Raw genomic sequence first — 16,995 nt, forward strand, 5'->3', positions numbered from 1 at the left:
TACGTTAAAATCGCACAAAAGTTCAATAGGCGAACAAATCTGATTTGCGGAGGACCCTCGCCATGATGAGCCAGGAAGCGAATGACCTGATTACCCGCACCGGCCGCAAGGACCCCTGCGGCAAGCTGATGCGGATGTACTGGCAGCCGGCGGCGCTGGTGGACGAGCTAGAGGGACCGCGACCGATTCGTCCCGTAAAGCTGCTCGGCGAAAACCTGGTGCTGTTTCGCGATGAAGAGGGACGTTACGGCCTGATCGATCGCCACTGCGCCCATCGCGGCGCCGACCTCGCCTTCGGGCGACTTGAAAACGGCGGGCTGCGCTGCGCCTTCCATGGCTGGCTGTTCGATGTCTCCGGCCAATGCCTGGAGACACCAGCGGAGCCGAAGGACTCAAAGCTGTGCCAGGGCATCAGGCAGCGCTCCTATCCCGTGGTCGAAAAGAGCGGCATCCTCTGGGCTTATCTCGGCGAAGGCGAGCCGCCGGCATTTCCGGAGATCGACTGCTTCGTCGCGCCCGACAGCCATACCTTTGCGTTCAAGGGCCACATCAATTGCAACTGGCTGCAGGCGCTGGAGGTCGGCATCGATCCGGCGCACGCTTCGTTCCTGCACCGCTTCTTCGAGGACGAAGACACGTCAACCGCCTACGGCAAGCAGTTCCGCGGCGCCTCCGCCGGCAGCGACATGCCGATGACCAAGATTTTGCGCGAATACGACAACCCGATCATCAATGTCGAACACACCGAATATGGCCTGCGCCTGATCGCGCTGCGTGAGCTGGATGAAGAGCGCACGCATGTGCGCGTCACCAACCAGCTCTTCCCGCACGGCTTCGTCATCCCGATGAGTCAGGAGATGACAATCACGCAGTGGCATGTGCCCATCGATGATGAGAACTGCTACTGGTACGCGGTCTTCACCAGCTACACGGCGCCGGTCGACAAGAAGAAGATGCGCGACCAGCGGCTCGAGCTTTACGAGCTGCCCGACTACAAGTCACGCAAGAACAAGAGCAACGATTACGGCTTCGATCCGCACGAACAGGCGACCGCGACCTATACCGGCATGGGCAACGACATCAACGTCCACGACCAGTGGGCGGTGGAATCGATGGGCCCGATCCAGGACCGCACCAACGAGCATCTCGGCCAGTCCGACAAGGCGATCGTGCAGTATCGCCGCCTGCTGCGGCAGGAGATCGAGAAGGTTGGCGGCGGAGAAAAGCCGATGCTGTTCCTCGATGATGCGACTGCGCGCAGCATTCAGGGTCCCGCCACCATGGATGGTATCGGGCCAACGCTGGGCTGGGAGCTCTACTGGATGGAAGTCGACGTCAAGCGCCGCCGCGGCGCGCCATGGGCCGCACCGGTGCCGCGCGAGATCGCCGGCAAGGTTCACCATCTGACGGCGGCGGAGTGATGTCCCCTCCCCGTCATTGCGAGCGAAGCGAAGCAATCCATCTCGCGGCTTGCTGCACAATGGATTGCTTCGTCGCTTCGCTCCTCGCAATGACGGTGGCGGGTTGAAGGGGAGAACAACGCGTTGAGTTTCGTTGAGCGTCACGGGCTGTGGTCCGGCGAGCAGCAGGAGGCGGCGGGCCGGCTGCGCCGGATCGTCGAGGAGAAAAACCTCGAAGTCATCCGCCTGTCATTCCCCGACCAGCACGGCATCCTGCGCGGCAAGACGCTGATCGCGAGCGAGGCGATTGCTTCGCTGGAAAGCGGCTGCTCCATCACCACGACGATGCTGGCCAAGGACACCTCGCACAAGACGGTGTTTCCGGTGTTCACAGCAGGCGGCGGGTTCGGCATGAAGGAGATGGAAGGCGCCGCCGACGTCTTGATGGTGGCAGACCCGACCACGTTCCGCGTGCTGCCGTGGGCGCCGACCACGGGCTGGCTGCTGTGCGATCTCCATTTCAACGACGGCCGGCCGGTGCCGTTCGCGACGCGGCATCTCTATCGCAAGGTGATCGATCAGTTGGGCAGCCGCGGCTACGATTTCGTGGCCGGTCTCGAGGTCGAATTCCATCTCTTCAAGCTCGACGATGCGCATATGACGCCGGAGGATGCCGGCCAGCCCGGGCGGCCGCCGTCGGTCAGCCTGCTCTCGCACGGCTACCAGTACCTCACCGAGCAGCGCTACGACCAGATGGAGCCGGCGCTGGAGATCATCCGCCGCGACGTGCTGGCCCTCGGCCTGCCGCTGCGATCGGTCGAGGTCGAGTTCGGCCCGAGCCAGTGTGAATTCACCTTCCAGCCGACCAAAGGTCTGGTGCCGGCCGACAACATGGTGCTGTTCCGCTCGGCCGTAAAACAGATCGCGCGCCGCCACGGCTATCACGCGACCTTCATGTGCCGGCCGAAACTGCCGAACGTGTTTGCTTCCGGCTGGCATTTGCATCAATCGCTGGTGTCGCGCGCTGATGGCGCGAACGCGTTCATGGCTAGCGACAAGGGCGAGGCGCTGAGCCCGTTCGCGAAGCACTATCTGGCAGGGCTGCTGGAGCATGCCCGCGCCTCCACCGTGTTCACGACGCCGACCATCAACGGCTACAAGCGCTACCGGTCCTATTCGCTGGCGCCGGACCGTGCGATCTGGGGCCGCGACAACCGCGGCGTCATGATCCGCGTGCTCGGCGGCCCGGGCGATGCCGCGACGCGTCTGGAAAACCGCATCGGCGAGCCGGCGGCGAATCCATATCTCTACATGGCCTCGCAGATTCTCTCCGGCCTCGACGGCGTCGACCGCAAGCTCGATCCGAGTCCGTCCGCGGATACGCCGTACGAGACCAAGGCGGCACTGTTGCCGAAGAGCCTGCGGGAAGCCGTGTTCGCACTGCAGGACGATCCGTTCTTCCGGCAGGCACTGGGAGCGGAGTTCGTGGACTATTACGTCCACATCAAGAATGCGGAGATCGAGCGTTTTCAGGCCGAGGTGTCGGACTGGGAGCATCGCGAATATTTCGAGATGTTTTGAGGGACGACGCCCTCTTGTCGTCCCTGCGAACGCCGGACCCATAACCACCGATGCCAATAATTAGAGGAAGGCCATCGACCACCGTCTTAAATAACAACGGCCGCGGCGTATGGGTCCCTGCGTTCGCAGGGACGACGACAGAATCGTAGGGTAAGCAAAGCGACTTGTCCGCCGTAGCTCGAAGAGCGAAGGCGGAAGCGTGCCCACCATCATGCACGTGCGATTGGATGGAGGGTGGGCACGGCGCGATGCGCCTTTGCCCACCCTACGCAGCTCTCAAATCCCCAGATACCGGTGCTGCAGGTCCGGCTCCGCGATCAACTGCTCTGATGTCCCCGTCCACACCGTGCGGCCGCGCTCGATGATGTAGTGGCGGTCGGCGATCTTGGAGAGGTTGGCGACGTTCTTGTCGATGACCAGCACCGACTGCCCGCGGCCCTTCAGCATCGACAGGCAGTTCCAGATTTCCTCGCGGATCAGGGGCGCGAGGCCTTCGGTGGCTTCGTCGAGGATCAACAGTTTCGGGTTGGTCATCAGCGCGCGGCCGATTGCCAGCATCTGCTGCTCGCCGCCCGAGAGCGTCACGCCCATGTTGTTGCCGCGCTCGGCCAGCCGCGGAAACAGCGCATGGATCTTGTCGATGGTCCAGGGATCGGACGCGCCCTGGCGGTTGCCGGAGGCCGCGACCAGATTTTCGTACACGGTGAGGTTGGGAAATATCTGGCGTCCCTCCGGCACCAGGCCGATGCCCAGTTTTGCGATCTTGTACGACGGCAGGCGGCGCACTTCCTCGCCCGCGAAGCGGATCGTGCCGGCGCGTGCGCCTGTCATGCCCATGATGGAGCGGATGGTCGTGGTCTTGCCCATGCCGTTGCGGCCCATCAGGGCGACCATTTCACCCGACTGGACCTTCAGCGACAGGCCGAACAGCACCTGGCTGAGGCCGTAGCAGGTCTCGATCCCGTCGATTTCGAGCAATGTTTCAGCCATGACGCGTCACCGCATGCTGGTCGCCGAGATAGGCGCGCTTGACTTCCTCGTTGTTCCGGATGGCGTCGGGATCGCCCGAGGCGATGACGCGGCCATAGACCAGCACCGTGATGCGGTCGGCCAGCGCGAACACCGCCTCCATGTCGTGCTCGACCAGCACGATGGTGACTTCCTTCCGCAATTCCTTCAGCAGCGCCACCATGCGCGCGGATTCGGTGACGCCGAGGCCGGCCATCGGCTCGTCGAGCAGCAGCAATTGCGGCTTGGTCGCGAGCGCAACCGCAAGCTCGAGCTCGCGCTGCTCGCCGTGGCTCAGTTCGGAAACCAGCACGTTGGCACGTTGTCCGAGTCCCACTCGCGTCAGCGCGGCCTGCGCCGCATCGCGCAGGTGCTTCTCCTTGCGGGCAGCGCCCCAGAAGCGGAACGAGTGGCCGTCATGGGCCTGCGCCGCGATCGCGACGTTATCGATCGCGGTGAAATCCTTCAGCAGCGATGTGATCTGGAACGATCGCGCCAACCCAAGCCGGCTGCGCTGATAGGCCGGCACCGCGGTGACCTCGCGGCCGGCGAAGTGAATGGCGCCGGAGTTCGGCATCAGCTGCCCGGTCAACTGGCTGATCAGCGTGGTCTTGCCGGCGCCGTTGGGGCCGATGATGGCGTGCAGTTCACCGGGCAGCACATCGAGCGACAGATTGTCGGTGGCCTTGATGCCGCCGAAGCTGCGGACCAGGTTTTCGACGCGGAGCAAGGGTTCAGCCAAAGAATTAGCCACGGCTCAGCCTCCCGAGCAGGCCCATGATGCCGCCGCGCGCGAACAGCACGATCAGCAGCAATAGCGGGCCCATGATCAGCGCCCAGTATTCGGTGAATTGCGACAGGACTTCTTCCAGCAGGAGGAACACGATGGTGCCCAGGACGGGACCGAACAGCGAGCCCATGCCGCCGAGGACCACCATCACCATGAGTTCGCCGGAGCGGGTCCAGTACATCCCGGCCGGGCTGATGAAGTCGGTATTGTTGGCGAGCAGTGCGCCGGCGAGGCCGCAAATCGTGCCTGAGATGACGAAGCAGACCAGACGATATCTGTTGGCATGATAGCCGATCGCCTGCATGCGCTGCTCGTTGGAGCGGACGCCCTGCACCACCATGCCGAAGCGGGAATTGATGATGCGCCAGATCAAATAGACGCCGCCGAACAGGCAGGCGAGGCAGAGGTAGTAGAACTGCGTTCGGTTCGACAGGTCGATCAGGCCGCCGAAAGTGCTGCGCTTGTAGATGGTGAGGCCATCGTCGCCGCCATAGCGCGACAGACCCGAAGCGATGTAATAGGCCATCTGTGCGAAGGCGAGCGTGATCATGATGAAATAGACGCCGCGCGTGCGTAGCGACAGTGCGCCGATGACGAGCGCATAGAGCGCCGAGACGATGAGCGCGACCGGCCACTGGATGAAGCCGGAGCCGATGCCCTCATGGGCGAGAATGCCCACCGCATAACCGCCGAGGCCTAGATAGGCGGCATGACCGAAACTCATCATGCCGCCATAGCCCATGATCAGATTGAGGCTGGCGGCGGCGAGCGCGAAGATGATGATGCGCGTGAACAGCGTCAGGATGAAGATGTTGCCGGTCAGCGCGGAATAAACCGGCAGCAGGGTGAGGCCAAGCGCGACGAGCGCCACGACGACGTTGCGGACGTTGATGGTAGAAGATTTCATCGCTTGGCAGCCGGAAACAGTCCCTCCGGACGAACGACAAGGACGATCGCCATCAGGAGATAGATCAGCATCGACGAAAGCGCGGGCGCGGCCGTCGAGGCGGCGGCGGAACTGAGCACGGTGCGCAGCAGATCGGGCAGGAAGGCGCGGCCGAGCGTATCGATCATGCCGACGAAGATCGCGGCGAGAAACGCGCCGCGGATCGAGCCGATGCCGCCGATCACGATGATGACGAAGGCGAGAATCAGGATGTTCTCGCCCATGCCGATCTGCACGGTCAGGATCGGCGCCTGCATCAGCCCGGCGAGTCCGGCGAGCGCCGCGCCGAGCCCGAACACCAGCGTGAACAGCAGCTTGATGTTGATGCCGAGCGCGCCGATCATTTCACGGTTGGAAGCGCCGGCGCGGATCAGCATGCCGATCCTGGTCCGCATCACCACGACATACAGCATGGCGGCGACCGCCAGCGCGACCACGATGATCGAGAGACGGTAGGCCGGATAGAACACGCCGGGGACGATCTGCACCGGCACGGTCAGCCAGGACGGCAGCGGCAGCGACAGGCCGGCCGGTCCCCAGATCAGCCGCACGGCGTCGTTGAAGAACAGGATCAGGCCGAAGGTTGCCAGCACCTGGTCGAGATGGTCGCGGCCATAGAGATGCCGCAGCGCCACGAACTCAAGAAGGATACCGAGCAGCAGCGTGGCGCCAAGCGCCATCAGGATGCCCAGCACAAAGCTGTTCGTCCACGCCACGAAGGTCGCGGCGAAATACGCGCCCATCATGTAGAGCGAGCCGTGCGCCAGGTTGACGAAGTCCATGATGCCGAACACCAGCGTCAAGCCGGCCGCCAGCAGGAACAGGAGCAGACCGAACTGCAAACCGTTCAGCGATTGTTCTACGAGGACGAGCATGGATCCCTAAAAACTCTGGGCCTGAAAAAACAGCGGCAGCACATCTGCGCCGCCGCCATTTTCTTGTTGGGCGGATGATCGGTCGCGAACCGCTCCCGGGTCAAGCCCGAGGGCGCGCGATCGGCGATCATGCACCGGTCATGCCAATCACTTCATCGGGCACTTGTCGACGAAGCGGTCCTGGTCGTCCTTGACGATGGTCGCCACCGTCTTGAGCGAGAGCTGACCGTCAGCGTCCTTGACCACGTCCTGCAGGTAGAAGTTCTGGATCGGGATGTGGTTCTTGCCGTATTTGAACGGCCCGCGCACGGACTTGAAGTTGGCCTTCTCCATCTCGGCCTTCATCTCGTCCTTCTTCGAGGTGTCGCCCTTCACCGCAACCACCGCGCTGTTGATCAGGTTCACCGCGTCGTAGGACTGCGCGCCGTAGAAGGTCGGACGCAGGCCGGTGTACTTCTTGCGGTAGTCCTCGACGAACTTCTTGTTCTCGGCGTTCGGCAGATCGTTGACCCATTGCTGGGCGCCGGGCACGCCGATCGCGTTGTCCTTCTGCAGCGGCAGCGACAATTCGTCGATCGTGAACGCCGTATAGAGCGGGATTTGGCCCTTGATGCCGGCCTGGGCATATTGATTGAGGAACTGCACGCCGGCAGCACCTGGATAGAACACGAAGATCGACTCGGCCTTGGAGTTCTTAGCCTTGGTGAGTTCGGCGGAGAAGTCGAGCTGGCTCGGCCACACCGTGTATTCCTCGCCCACGACCTGGCCCTTGAACGTGCTCTTCACGCCGGCGAGCATGTCCTTGCCGGCGGCGTAGTTCGGGCCGATCAGGAACACCGATTTCACGCCCTTCTGGTTCATGTAGGTGCCGACCGCCTGCGGCGTCTGGTCGTTCTGCCAGGAGGTCGAGAATACGTAGGGCGAACAGAGTTCGCCGGCGAGCTGCGAGGGACCGGCATTCGCCGAAATCAGGAAGGTCTTTGAATCGACCGCGGTCTTCAGCGAAGCCAGCAGCACGTTCGACCAGATATAGCCGGCGATGAAATCGACCTTGTCGGACTGGATCAGTTTTTCGGTCTTCTGCTTGCCGACATCCGGCTTCTGGCCGTCGTCCTCGTAGATCACCTCGACCGGCTTGCCGCCCATCCTGCGGCCGAGATGGTCGAGCGCCAGTTCGAACGAGTTGCGCATGTCGTTGCCGATCACAGCGGTCGGGCCGCTGAAGGTCGAGACAAAGCCGATCTTGATGGTGTCGCCTGCGGCCGCGGTCTGCGTCAGCGCCAGAATCGCCGCGCCAGCCAGCCAGAATGCCTTTTTCATATTCACTCCCCTCCTCGTTATCGAACCAGACCCGGTCATCCCGGACGGCCGGCGCTTGTCTCGCGCGCCTCATTATCAGGTGAGGTTATTTTGTGCGCGAAATGGCCGGTCAGCGGCAAGCATGAACCGCCGGCCCGGCTTTGGACCTTCGGCTCATACCCCTGCGGCCTGCACCATAATTCGCAGACAGCGGGGATGGCAAGAATTATAATGCCGGTTGCCAGGGCAACAATTGTCGCACCGCAGCGGGCGCCGGCCGCTCGGATTTTAGGGATTCCCTCAAGCGGCTGGAAGCCAAGCTCCGCTTGCAACCTCCGCGGTTCACAGCTCCGAAAGCAATCTGTAGCCAACTGCGCCGACGAGGTGAGATCCATGCTGGGTTTCCTGTTCGGCTTCAATGCGCGCATCGGCCGACTGCATTTTTTCTGCAGCACGCTCGTGGTCACCATCATGATGGTCGTCGTTTACGCCGCCGCCATCGCTTACGCCTTTCAGACCGCGCCCAAGGGAACAGTGCCAAGCCCGACCTCGGGGCCGATCTTCGCCGCCGCCATCTTCTTCGCGTGGCTCACCGTTACGCTGCAGTCGATGCGATTCAGGGATATCGGATGGGATCCGGTTTGCGTGATGCCGGCGTGGATCGCGGTTGCGATCGTTGACGGGCTCGTCGCCACCAAATTCCCGGCCATGTCACTGGGCCATGAGCGCTGCACGATGGTCGGCGCACTCGTCAACCTCTCGCTCTTTCTCGCCTTGCTGTTTTGTCCGAGCGGCGCGGATGACAGCCCGGCACCGACACCTGACGATCGCTTTCGAGCGCCCGATCCGCCATCGCCCCACCCGGTCGTGGAGACCTTGGCCGCGCCGCAAATCTCGCGGCCAGCCAATGGTGGATTCGGCCGCCGCGGGCTCTAGCTTCAGATCAGATACTCCGCCCCATCGACGACGTAAGGCGCGTGGCGGAAATCCCTGATGGTCGCGACCTTATCTGCCGACCAGCCCAGCAGCATGAAATATTTCGGCCGTGAATCGCTTTCGTCCGGATCGAACACCAGAATGGCGGGACGCCGTTCCACGAGGCCCGGGACCAGTCGCCAATCGCTGACCTTGGCGTAGTTGCCGAAATAGCGGGATACCTCGGCCTTGCCGCGCATCCGGGTCTTGTTGACGAGATCGAGCCTGACATCGTCCGAGATCATGGCGCGGATCGCGTCGAAATCGCGGGCGTTGAAATGGGCGACATAGGCGCCGAGGCGCGCACGATCGGCATCCGACAATCGCTGTTGCGGCGTGTCGTCCGGCTCGGCGGCAAATTCGCGCAACTGCGCGCGGCCGCGATGCAGCGCGGCCTTGGCCGCGGGCAGGCTGCAATCCATGGTCTCGCAGATTTCCTTCAGCGAGCAACCAAGCACGTCCATCAGGATCACGCTTCCGCGCTGCGGCACCGATAGCCGCATGAAGGTGCGCAAGGAAGTGGCGGCGATCTGACGGCTTTCCACGTCATCGAGCTGGTCAACGATCATATCCGCCTCCTCCATCGAGCGGAGCGTCTCCTGGCGGTTGCGCCGGCGCAGGAAATCCAGCGCAGTATTATGCGCGATCCGGAACAGCCAGCCTTCGGGATTGCCGATATGACCGGCGGAGGGATGCGCCTCCACCGCCTTGATCAGCGCGTCCTGCAGCACGTCCTCGCCGTCGATGACCGAGCCGACCATGCGCGCGCAGTAGCGATGCAGTTTTGGCCGCATCGCGACCAGCAGGCGTTCGATGTCGGAAGCGGCGGACGTCTCGGGAAGCGCGGTCATTCTGCCTCCGGCGCAGGTCAGGGCTCGCCCAGCATATGGTATTTGCCGACCACGGTAGCGCCCTTGGGCACCGGCGGTTCGGCGCAACGTTCCCGAATGCCGTTCTGAAACGCCTGAAAGGCCGCCAGTTTCGGCAAGGCGCTGGAGCCGTCGCCGGCCGCACTCTCGACGAAATGAATGAACGTGTCGTCCTCCAGCCGCAGCGACAGATAGCGGAGGCCTTGCGGCTGCGCCGCCTTCAGCTCCGCAAACACCGCCGCGATCAGTTCCGCGTTCCTGTCGGCCATTTCCGGCTTTGTCCTGTACCTGATTACGGTCCGTCTCATGGCATTCTCCTTGTTGCAGGCGTCTCGACCTCAAGGACGTTCGGGCGCAGGCAAAGGATGCGGTCTCCAGGAAATTCTTTTTGCCTTTGCGCGATGCGCTTTCGCTATCGGCCGATTGGCAAAGACGTCTTGGACCGCTGGCGCAAATGGCTACATAATCCAATGCGTCGAGATATCTGAAACCGGGGTCGCATTCCCATGACGACAGTGCCGAAAGAACCCCATCACGTCGTGATTGTCGGCGCCGGATTTGGCGGGCTGGAGGCGGCCTTCGGTCTTGCCGGGGCGCCGGTCAAGATCACGCTGATCGATCGCCGCAACCATCATCTGTTTCAGCCGCTGCTCTACCAGGTCGCGACCGCTTCGCTGGCGACGTCGGAAATCGCCTGGCCGATCCGCTACCTGCTGCGCGGCCGCAAGGAGGTGACGACGCTGTTCGCCAATGTCAGCGGCATCGACGCCGCGGGTAAACGCGTGCTGCTCGAAGACGGCGATACCATCGCCTACGACACGCTGATCCTCGCCACCGGCGCCCGCCACGCCTATTTCGGCCATGACGAATGGGAACCGTTCGCGCCGGGCCTGAAGACGCTGGAGGACGCCACCACGCTGCGGCGGCGCATTCTCGTCGCCTTCGAGCGCGCCGAGCGCGAGACCGATACTGTCAGGCGCGCGGCGCTGCTCACCTTCGTCATCATCGGCGCCGGCCCGACCGGCGTCGAAATGGCCGGCACCATCGCCGACCTCGCCAAGGACACGCTGCCGCCGGACTTTCGCAACATCGACACCCACAAGACCCGCGTCGTCCTGGTCGAGGCCGGCCCGCGCGTGCTGGCAGGCTTCCCCGAGGATCTCTCGGCTTACGCGCAGCGCTCGCTGGAGGAGATCGGCGTCGAGGTGGTGCTGGGGCAGCCCGTCACCGAATGTGCCATCGATGGCGTCGTCTATGGCGGCAACAAGCTCGAGGCTCGAACCATCGTCTGGGCCGCCGGCGTGCGCGCTTCACGCGCGGCGGAATGGATGGGCGCGCCCGCCGACCGCGCCTATCGCCTGAAGGTCGAGCCTGATCTCACCGTGCCCGGCCATCCCGATGTCTTTGCCATCGGCGACACCGTGACGATCGCCGGCCCCGACGGCAATCCTGTGCCGGGCATCGCGCCGGCGGCCAAGCAGCAGGGACGCTATGTGGCCGCACTGATCAAGGCACGCCTGAACGGCGGCACGCGGCCGCCGTTCCGCTACAAGCATGCCGGCAGCCTCGCGCAGATCGGCAAGAAGAAGGCCGTGATCGATTTCGGCTGGATGAAACTGCGCGGCAATCTCGCGTGGTGGATCTGGGGCATCGCCCACATCTACTTCCTGATCGGCCTGCGCAACCGGCTCAGCGTGGCGCTGAGCTGGCTGTGGATTCACGCCCGCGACCAGCGCGCCGCGCGGCTGATCACGCAGGGGTCGAGCAAGGTCACCGGATAGGTTTACGGCGCGCAGGCAAAACTGGCGGCGCTATTCGTCGGCCCCGATTTGTAGTGCGGCCATGCCGGCCATTGGCACAATGGCAGCGCGCGCGTCGTCTCGAACGCCGGCGCCTCCACCTTTTGCTCGATCACTTGGAGATCGCCGGGCGCCTTGCCGTTCTCGACCCAGTCAACCAGCACGGCCAGCATGTCGACATTGGCGGGCGCGCCCGAGCCGACATGATCGACGCCGGGCGCGGTGTAGAGCCGGACGAATTCCGCCGTCTTCTCCTTGCCCAAGGTGCGCTGCACATTTTCAAAGTAGCGGATGCCTGCATAGGGGCTCTGGGCGTAGTCGGCCATGTTTTCGAGGATCACCAGCCTGCCGCCGCGCGCGGCAAAGCGGCTGAGGTCAGGATTGGTCGAATCCATCAGGCGCGACACATACAGCAGGCGCTCCTTGTGCTCCGCGGGCTTGTAGGTCGTGACGTCCAGCTTCGGATCGCGCGCGAAGACATATTGGATGCCGCCCGCGCCATAGATCCAGGCGATCCCGTTGGTGGGCGCCGGTGGCTGCGCCGGGGCCGCCTTGCCGAGCCACCAGGAGACCCAGCCGCCGGTCGGACCGAAGGCCGGGATGTTTTCGCCGGAGACACCCCAGCCCGGATAATCGTCAAGGCCGTTCTCCAGCGCAAACGGGAACTTGTAGGTCGAATGCAGCGTCTTGATCGCCGCGATCTGCGGATCGCTGAGGCACTGGTCGCCGCTCTGCCCCGCCGCGCAGCGCAGCGTTTCAGGTTGGAATTTCGCCTTGCAGCCGACCGGGTCCAGCACCAGCGAATCCTCGGCGCCGTCGGCCTTGTCGCAAGCGGCAAGCACCGCCTTTGCCACCAGTTCGACCTGCGCCGGGCGGATCCAGCCTTCGCCCATGGTGGCGAGGCCCCCACGCGTCCCCGCATGCTGCAACCCGACCCAGTTGATGACGGGTACGCGGGCAAAGATGCCGTCGAAATCCTCAGGGTAACGCTGCGCCATCGTCAGCGCCTCGCGGCCGCCTTCCGACGATCCCATGAAATAAAGTTTGGACGGCGGGTTGCCATAGGCGCGCACCATCAGGGCAACGGCGGCATCCCGCACGCGCTTGTAGGAGCGATGCGCGAAATTCTCGAACGCCTCGTCGTTGAGCGCGAACAATTGCGGCGGCTCGCCCGGCTTGGTCTCATGGCCGGAATCCGTGCCATAGGTGACGAAGCCGCGCGCCAGCGGCGACGGTGCGCCGAACGGAAAGGCCGGCGGCAAGGCAAGCCCGGTGATCAGCACGCCGTTGAAACCGCCGCCGCCATATTGCAGCGAGCGGCCGTTCCACTCGATCGGGAGGTTGACCTGGAATTTGATCGGCGGCGCATTGGGATCTGCCGGCGCGATCTGGCCGAGCACCTTGCAGAATTCCGGATTGGCCGGGGTGACGCGCGCTGCCGGCGTTGGCCCTCGTTCGGCGACGGCGAGTGGTGTGGGTGCAACGATCGAGGCGGAGTCGATCCGGACAACATTGTCGGTCGGCTTGATCAGGTCGCCACAGGTCGCGGCGGGATCGCCGACCATCTTTGCGGCCATTGCATCCGCAGCGAAGAGCGAAGCAGCCACAACCAGCAGAAACTGCGCCCGCACGCGCCTATCGAATTTGAGGTGATGCATCGCTTCCCCCTGCTATCGTTTTGCGGTCGCGTTTGGGCCGGCCGTTCGTGCTTAGAATGGTTCAGGCCGCGTGGACGTCAATCGAAATAAAGAATGATCGGTGGCCGCGTTTGCCAGCCTTTATGCGGTGAAACCCCCACCCCGGCCCTCCCCCGCAAGCGGGAGAGGGAGGAGAGCGGTGCGTTACTTCACCAGCGAGCAGCCGCCATCGGCGAGCGGGCGGAAGGCCTGGTCGGCGGGAATGGTCGAAACCAGCTTGTAGTAGTCGTAGGGGTATTTCGACTCTTCGGGCTTCTTGACCTCGAACAGGTACATCGGGTGAATGACGCGGCCGTCCTGACGGATGGTGACGTCGCCGAACAATTTGTCCTTGCCCCTGAACTTCTTCATCTGCGGTACGGCGTCCTTGGCGTGATCGCTGCCGGTTGCCGCCACGGCGTTGAGATAGGCGAGCGTGGAGGCATAGACGCCGGCCTGGTTGCCGCTCGGCATCTTGCCGTTCACGCCCGGCCGCGCCGCGAAGCGTTTTGCGAACGCGCGGGTGTCGTCATCCATGTCCCAGTAAAACGCCTCGAACAATTGCAGGCCCTGCCCGACCTTCAACCCCATACCGTGGACGTCGTTGATGAACAGCAGGAACGCCACCATGGTCTGACCGCTCTGCTGGAGGCCGAACTCGGCGGCCTGCTTCACCGCGTTGACGGTATCGCCGCCGGCATTGGCAAGCCCGATCACCTTGGCCTTGGAATTCTGCGCCTGCAGCAGCAGCGAGGCGAAGTCAGCCGTGTTGAGCGGGTGCTTGGCCGAGCCGAGCACCTTGCCGCCATGCTTTTCGATGTAATTGGTGGCCTCGGCCTCGATGCCCTGGCCGAGCGCAAAGTTCACCGTGATGAAGTACCATTCCTTGCCGCCGCGCGACATCATCGCCGCTGCGGTCGAATTGCCGGTCGCCCAGGCGTCGTTGACCCACTGAATGGTGTTGGGCGAGCAGGCCTTGCCGGTGAGGTCGGAGCTCGCGGTCGATGACGCCAGGAACGTCATGCGGCTGTCCCGCAGCAGCGAATTGATGGTGAGGCCGACCGCCGAGTTCGGCACGTCGACCACGGCATCGACGCCGTCGACATCGAGCCATTTGCGCACGATCGCGGAACCCACGTCGGCCTTGTTCTGGTGATCGGCATAGACGATTTCAACCTTGATGCCCTTGCCGCCGCCGTTGAAATCTTCCGCCGCCATGCGCGCGGCTTCCACCGAGCCCATGCCGTTGGTGTCCTGGAAGATGCCGGAAATGTCGTTGAGCACGCCGACACGCACGACATTGTCGGAAATTTGCGCACGCGCCGCCGGCGCTATTGCGCAAGACAAGGCAAGCGCCAGACCGAACTTCAAAGCCCTCATCATTTTCTCCCTCTGTATCTGATCTCTGATGTTCCCGAACTTCGCCGGGTTTAAATTCAATGCAGGCGGTGGCCGCCGGTCACGTCATCACGTCTGGCGGTCCGGTAGCCGCAGGACCAAACCGTCAAGGTCCGCGCCAAGCTTGATCTGGCAGGACAGACGGCTGTTGGCCTGCCGCTCGGCGGCGGCGCCATCCAACAGCGCGTCCTCATCGTCACCCATCGCTGGCAGGCGGGCGAGCCAGTCGTCATCGACATAGACATGGCAGGTGGCGCACATGGCGCTGCCGCCGCATTCGGCCAGAATTCCGCTGACATCCTGGCGCGTCGCAGCCTGCATGGCGCTTTCGCCATGGCTGGCGTCGATGCGCTGCTGGCGCCCGTCGGGATGGATGAAGGTGATGCTCGGCATGGGCGGTCCGTCAGGCCGGAGAAATCGTGATGGGAAGACTTTCGAGACCGCGCAGCGTGTTGTTGTAGCGGCGCTTTACCGGCCCCGTGATCTCGATCTTTCCGACCTTGCGGGCGATCGCCGCCAGCATCACCTCGCCCTCCAGGCGGGCGACGAGCTGGCCGACGCACATATGGATGCCGGAGCCAAATCCGACATGGCCCGTGGTGCGGCGAGTGATGTCGTAGCTGTCAGCCCTCTCCCAGCGCCGCGGATCGCGGTTGGCGGCGCCGAGGAACATCAGGACCTTCTCCCCTTCCCCGATACGATGGCCTGACAGTTCGACCTCCCGCGTCGTGGTGCGGAAGAAGGTCTGCACCGGGCTTTCAAAGCGGATCGCCTCTTCGAAGGCGTTGCGCGCCAGCGTCGGATCGCTGCGCAGTTTTGCCAGTTGGTCGGGAAAGCGCGCCAGGCAATAGACGGCTGCGCCGATGCCATAGACGGTGGTGTCGAGTCCGGCCGACAGCAGCGAGCGCACCAATAGCGGCGCTTCCTCATGGGTGATGTCACCAGCATCGGCGCGGGCATGGATGCAGGCGCCGAAGCCACCGGGGGCGAGATTTTCGCGCTGGCATTGTTCGGCGACATAGGCCTGGTGCGGCGCAGAGCGCTCGATCGCTTCCTGGCGCAGCTGGTTCGGCGGCCCGAAGGCGTTGAATACGAGGCTTGCATAAGGCAGCAGATTCTCGCGGCCTTCCTGCTTCAGTCCGAGCGCGTCGGGGAAAACCGACAACGGATAGGCTTCCGCAAGATCGGTGATCGCATCAAAGCCTCCGCGCGCCAGCAATTCGTCGGCCTTGGCTTCGGCCAGTGCGGTGAAATGACTGCGCAGCGGCTTCATCGCGGTCGCCGACAGAATCTGGTTCAGCACGGCGCGGGTGCGCGTGTGCGCCGGGGGATCCGCCTCGAGGATGATGCTTTGCGGACGCCAGGCCTTCTCCTTGGCGAAATCGCTTAAGCCCACGCCGCGGCTGGAACAGAAGGTCATGGGATCGTTGAGGACGGCGTGCACCTCCGCATAGCGTGCCACGCCATAGACGCCCCATTTGTCGAGCCACACCACCGGGCCGGCCTCGCGCAGCGCTTCGTGGATCGGGTGCGGCTCCTCGAAGAACTCGGTCGAGAACGGGTCCACGTCGAGGTGGGGTACGCCGGCCGGCGCACCATGCTCCGGGGTGACAGAATCGGTCCGGGAGGTCGCGCTCATGTGGGTCTCCTGCATAATGTTCTTGCAGAGCGGTATGCGCAGTCTCTATGTCTGGAACGCTGAAGCGGCTTCGGAAGAGCATGAGCAGGAACAGACAGGCGCGCGCCCCTCGCGCGGGCGCGGCAAGCAGGAACGGACGGGCCGAACAGGTGCTCGACCTCGACCGTTACGTTCCGGCGCTCATCACCTTCATCGCCAACAAATTGTCGCGCAGTGCGACCGTGGTCTATCAGAAGCGTTTTGGGGTCAACGTCACGGAATGGCGGATCCTGTCGCTGCTGGCGATCGAGCCGGAAATTTCGGCGGCCCGCATCTGCCACGTGATCGGTTTCGACAAGGGGCCGGTCAGCCGGACACTGGCCGGCATGGAAGAGCGCGGGCTGGTCAACATCCGGGCCGACCGTGAGGACGGGCGCACCCATTCGATCTCCCTGACCGCGAAGGGATACACCACCCACGACCAGGTCATCGCGGTCGCGCTCGAACGTGAGCGCCGCCTGCTCTCCTGCCTGAGCAAGCCGGAGCGGGAAACCTTGATCGCGCTGCTGTTGCGGGTGCACGGCAATCTCGACGCCGTAAAGGGCGCGGGCGAAGTCGACACGCGGGATTGAGCGGCGAGCATTAGTCACGCCGCGGCGAACAGCGCCGTCATCGCGCTTCGCGCGCACCACACTGTGTCGTGACGATCCGACACGCCCGAACATCCGTTTCTCCCTGTGCAGCCCGGCACTCTCGTGCTC

The 16,995-nt window shown here is 63.7% G+C and carries 16 protein-coding genes; 5 read left to right on the plus strand and 11 right to left on the minus strand.

Annotation, left to right across the window (positions count from 1 at the left end; translation table 11 throughout):
- Positions 1-62 precede the first annotated feature (62 nt).
- Both LMTR21_RS37200 and LMTR21_RS37205 read left to right on the plus strand, forming a co-directional pair.
- Positions 63-1,421 carry an aromatic ring-hydroxylating dioxygenase subunit alpha gene (locus LMTR21_RS37200; RefSeq protein WP_065750768.1) on the plus strand — a complete coding sequence of 453 codons (1,359 nt, stop codon included), beginning with the start codon at positions 63-65 and terminating at the stop codon, positions 1,419-1,421.
- A 123-nt stretch (positions 1,422-1,544) separates the two neighbouring features.
- Positions 1,545-2,981: a glutamine synthetase family protein gene (locus tag LMTR21_RS37205; RefSeq protein WP_065750769.1), complete on the plus strand. Its 1,437-nt coding sequence runs from the start codon at positions 1,545-1,547 to the stop codon at positions 2,979-2,981.
- 276 nt (positions 2,982-3,257) lie between these two features.
- Here LMTR21_RS37205 and LMTR21_RS37210 read toward each other — a convergent pair whose 3' ends face one another.
- From LMTR21_RS37210 to LMTR21_RS37230, 5 genes are all read right to left on the minus strand, one after another.
- A complete protein-coding gene (locus LMTR21_RS37210; protein ID WP_065750770.1) occupies positions 3,258-3,971 on the minus strand; it encodes an ABC transporter ATP-binding protein in 714 nt (237 codons plus the stop codon).
- On the minus strand, positions 3,964-4,731 hold the full coding sequence (locus tag LMTR21_RS37215) for an ABC transporter ATP-binding protein (RefSeq protein WP_065750771.1): 768 nt from the start codon (positions 4,729-4,731) through the stop codon (positions 3,964-3,966). The genes LMTR21_RS37210 and LMTR21_RS37215 overlap by 8 nt, the downstream gene beginning before the upstream one ends.
- Before the next feature lie 4 nt (positions 4,732-4,735).
- Positions 4,736-5,686, minus strand: a complete 951-nt coding sequence (locus LMTR21_RS37220) for a branched-chain amino acid ABC transporter permease (protein ID WP_065750772.1) — start codon at positions 5,684-5,686, stop codon at positions 4,736-4,738.
- Positions 5,683-6,600: a branched-chain amino acid ABC transporter permease gene (locus LMTR21_RS37225; protein WP_065750773.1), complete on the minus strand. Its 918-nt coding sequence runs from the start codon at positions 6,598-6,600 to the stop codon at positions 5,683-5,685. The genes LMTR21_RS37220 and LMTR21_RS37225 overlap by 4 nt, the downstream gene beginning before the upstream one ends.
- Positions 6,601-6,747: 147 nt before the next feature.
- Entirely contained in the window at positions 6,748-7,920 is a 1,173-nt protein-coding gene (locus LMTR21_RS37230) for an ABC transporter substrate-binding protein (protein ID WP_065750774.1), read from the minus strand.
- Positions 7,921-8,292: 372 nt separating this feature from the next.
- Here LMTR21_RS37230 and LMTR21_RS37235 point away from each other — a divergent pair, with 372 nt between their 5' ends.
- Positions 8,293-8,835, plus strand: a complete 543-nt coding sequence (locus tag LMTR21_RS37235; RefSeq protein WP_065750775.1) for a DUF805 domain-containing protein — start codon at positions 8,293-8,295, stop codon at positions 8,833-8,835.
- Positions 8,836-8,837: 2 nt separating this feature from the next.
- On the opposite strand, the gene LMTR21_RS37240 is transcribed toward LMTR21_RS37235, so the two are convergent.
- Both LMTR21_RS37240 and LMTR21_RS37245 read right to left on the minus strand, forming a co-directional pair.
- The gene (locus LMTR21_RS37240) at positions 8,838-9,725 is read right to left on the minus strand and encodes a sigma-70 family RNA polymerase sigma factor (protein ID WP_065750776.1); all 888 of its coding nucleotides are present in this window, start codon (positions 9,723-9,725) and stop codon (positions 8,838-8,840) included.
- A gap of 17 nt (positions 9,726-9,742) precedes the next feature.
- Positions 9,743-10,051: a hypothetical protein gene (locus LMTR21_RS37245; protein WP_065750777.1), complete on the minus strand. Its 309-nt coding sequence runs from the start codon at positions 10,049-10,051 to the stop codon at positions 9,743-9,745.
- Positions 10,052-10,249: 198 nt separating this feature from the next.
- On the opposite strand from LMTR21_RS37245, the gene LMTR21_RS37250 reads away from it, so the two are divergent.
- Positions 10,250-11,524, plus strand: coding sequence for an NAD(P)/FAD-dependent oxidoreductase (locus LMTR21_RS37250; RefSeq protein WP_065750778.1), 1,275 nt, complete (start codon positions 10,250-10,252; stop codon positions 11,522-11,524).
- Between the two features lie 2 nt (positions 11,525-11,526).
- Here the strand turns inward: LMTR21_RS37250 and LMTR21_RS37255 are convergent, their stop codons facing one another.
- The 4 genes from LMTR21_RS37255 to LMTR21_RS37270 form a co-directional block, all read right to left on the minus strand.
- Positions 11,527-13,107 carry a tannase/feruloyl esterase family alpha/beta hydrolase gene (locus LMTR21_RS37255; protein ID WP_246175978.1) on the minus strand — a complete coding sequence of 527 codons (1,581 nt, stop codon included), beginning with the start codon at positions 13,105-13,107 and terminating at the stop codon, positions 11,527-11,529.
- Positions 13,108-13,383: 276 nt separating this feature from the next.
- Entirely contained in the window at positions 13,384-14,598 is a 1,215-nt protein-coding gene (locus LMTR21_RS37260) for an ABC transporter substrate-binding protein (RefSeq protein WP_141688089.1), read from the minus strand.
- 87 nt (positions 14,599-14,685) lie between these two features.
- Positions 14,686-15,009 (minus strand): 2Fe-2S iron-sulfur cluster-binding protein, encoded by a 324-nt coding sequence (locus LMTR21_RS37265; RefSeq protein ID WP_065750781.1) that lies wholly within the window; start codon positions 15,007-15,009, stop codon positions 14,686-14,688.
- Positions 15,010-15,019: 10 nt separating this feature from the next.
- On the minus strand, positions 15,020-16,255 hold the full coding sequence (locus tag LMTR21_RS37270) for a cytochrome P450 (RefSeq protein WP_065750874.1): 1,236 nt from the start codon (positions 16,253-16,255) through the stop codon (positions 15,020-15,022).
- A gap of 80 nt (positions 16,256-16,335) precedes the next feature.
- On the opposite strand from LMTR21_RS37270, the gene LMTR21_RS37275 reads away from it, so the two are divergent.
- Complete coding sequence (locus LMTR21_RS37275; RefSeq protein WP_084030401.1) at positions 16,336-16,866, plus strand: MarR family winged helix-turn-helix transcriptional regulator; 531 nt, start codon at positions 16,336-16,338, stop codon at positions 16,864-16,866.
- Positions 16,867-16,995 lie beyond the last annotated feature (129 nt).

It is taken from the genome of Bradyrhizobium paxllaeri, from assembly GCF_001693515.2.
In the GTDB taxonomy this organism is placed as follows: domain Bacteria; phylum Pseudomonadota; class Alphaproteobacteria; order Rhizobiales; family Xanthobacteraceae; genus Bradyrhizobium; species Bradyrhizobium paxllaeri.

Bases quoted from the DNA above. Each gene is read 5' to 3' on its own strand.
- LMTR21_RS37200 (WP_065750768.1), top strand. From the start codon at position 63: ATGATGAGCCAGGAAGCGAATGACCTGATTACCCGCACCGGCCGCAAG.
- LMTR21_RS37210 (WP_065750770.1), bottom strand. From the start codon at position 3,971: ATGGCTGAAACATTGCTCGAAATCGACGGGATCGAGACCTGCTACGGC.
- LMTR21_RS37220 (WP_065750772.1), bottom strand. From the start codon at position 5,686: ATGAAATCTTCTACCATCAACGTCCGCAACGTCGTCGTGGCGCTCGTC.
- LMTR21_RS37225 (WP_065750773.1), bottom strand. From the start codon at position 6,600: ATGCTCGTCCTCGTAGAACAATCGCTGAACGGTTTGCAGTTCGGTCTG.
- LMTR21_RS37230 (WP_065750774.1), bottom strand. From the start codon at position 7,920: ATGAAAAAGGCATTCTGGCTGGCTGGCGCGGCGATTCTGGCGCTGACG.
- LMTR21_RS37235 (WP_065750775.1), top strand. From the start codon at position 8,293: ATGCTGGGTTTCCTGTTCGGCTTCAATGCGCGCATCGGCCGACTGCAT.
- LMTR21_RS37240 (WP_065750776.1), bottom strand. From the start codon at position 9,725: ATGACCGCGCTTCCCGAGACGTCCGCCGCTTCCGACATCGAACGCCTG.
- LMTR21_RS37245 (WP_065750777.1), bottom strand. From the start codon at position 10,051: ATGAGACGGACCGTAATCAGGTACAGGACAAAGCCGGAAATGGCCGAC.
- LMTR21_RS37250 (WP_065750778.1), top strand. From the start codon at position 10,250: ATGACGACAGTGCCGAAAGAACCCCATCACGTCGTGATTGTCGGCGCC.
- LMTR21_RS37255 (WP_246175978.1), bottom strand. From the start codon at position 13,107: ATGGTCGGCGATCCCGCCGCGACCTGTGGCGACCTGATCAAGCCGACC.
- LMTR21_RS37260 (WP_141688089.1), bottom strand. From the start codon at position 14,598: ATGAGGGCTTTGAAGTTCGGTCTGGCGCTTGCCTTGTCTTGCGCAATA.
- LMTR21_RS37265 (WP_065750781.1), bottom strand. From the start codon at position 15,009: ATGCCGAGCATCACCTTCATCCATCCCGACGGGCGCCAGCAGCGCATC.
- LMTR21_RS37270 (WP_065750874.1), bottom strand. From the start codon at position 16,255: ATGAGCGCGACCTCCCGGACCGATTCTGTCACCCCGGAGCATGGTGCG.
- LMTR21_RS37275 (WP_084030401.1), top strand. From the start codon at position 16,336: ATGAGCAGGAACAGACAGGCGCGCGCCCCTCGCGCGGGCGCGGCAAGC.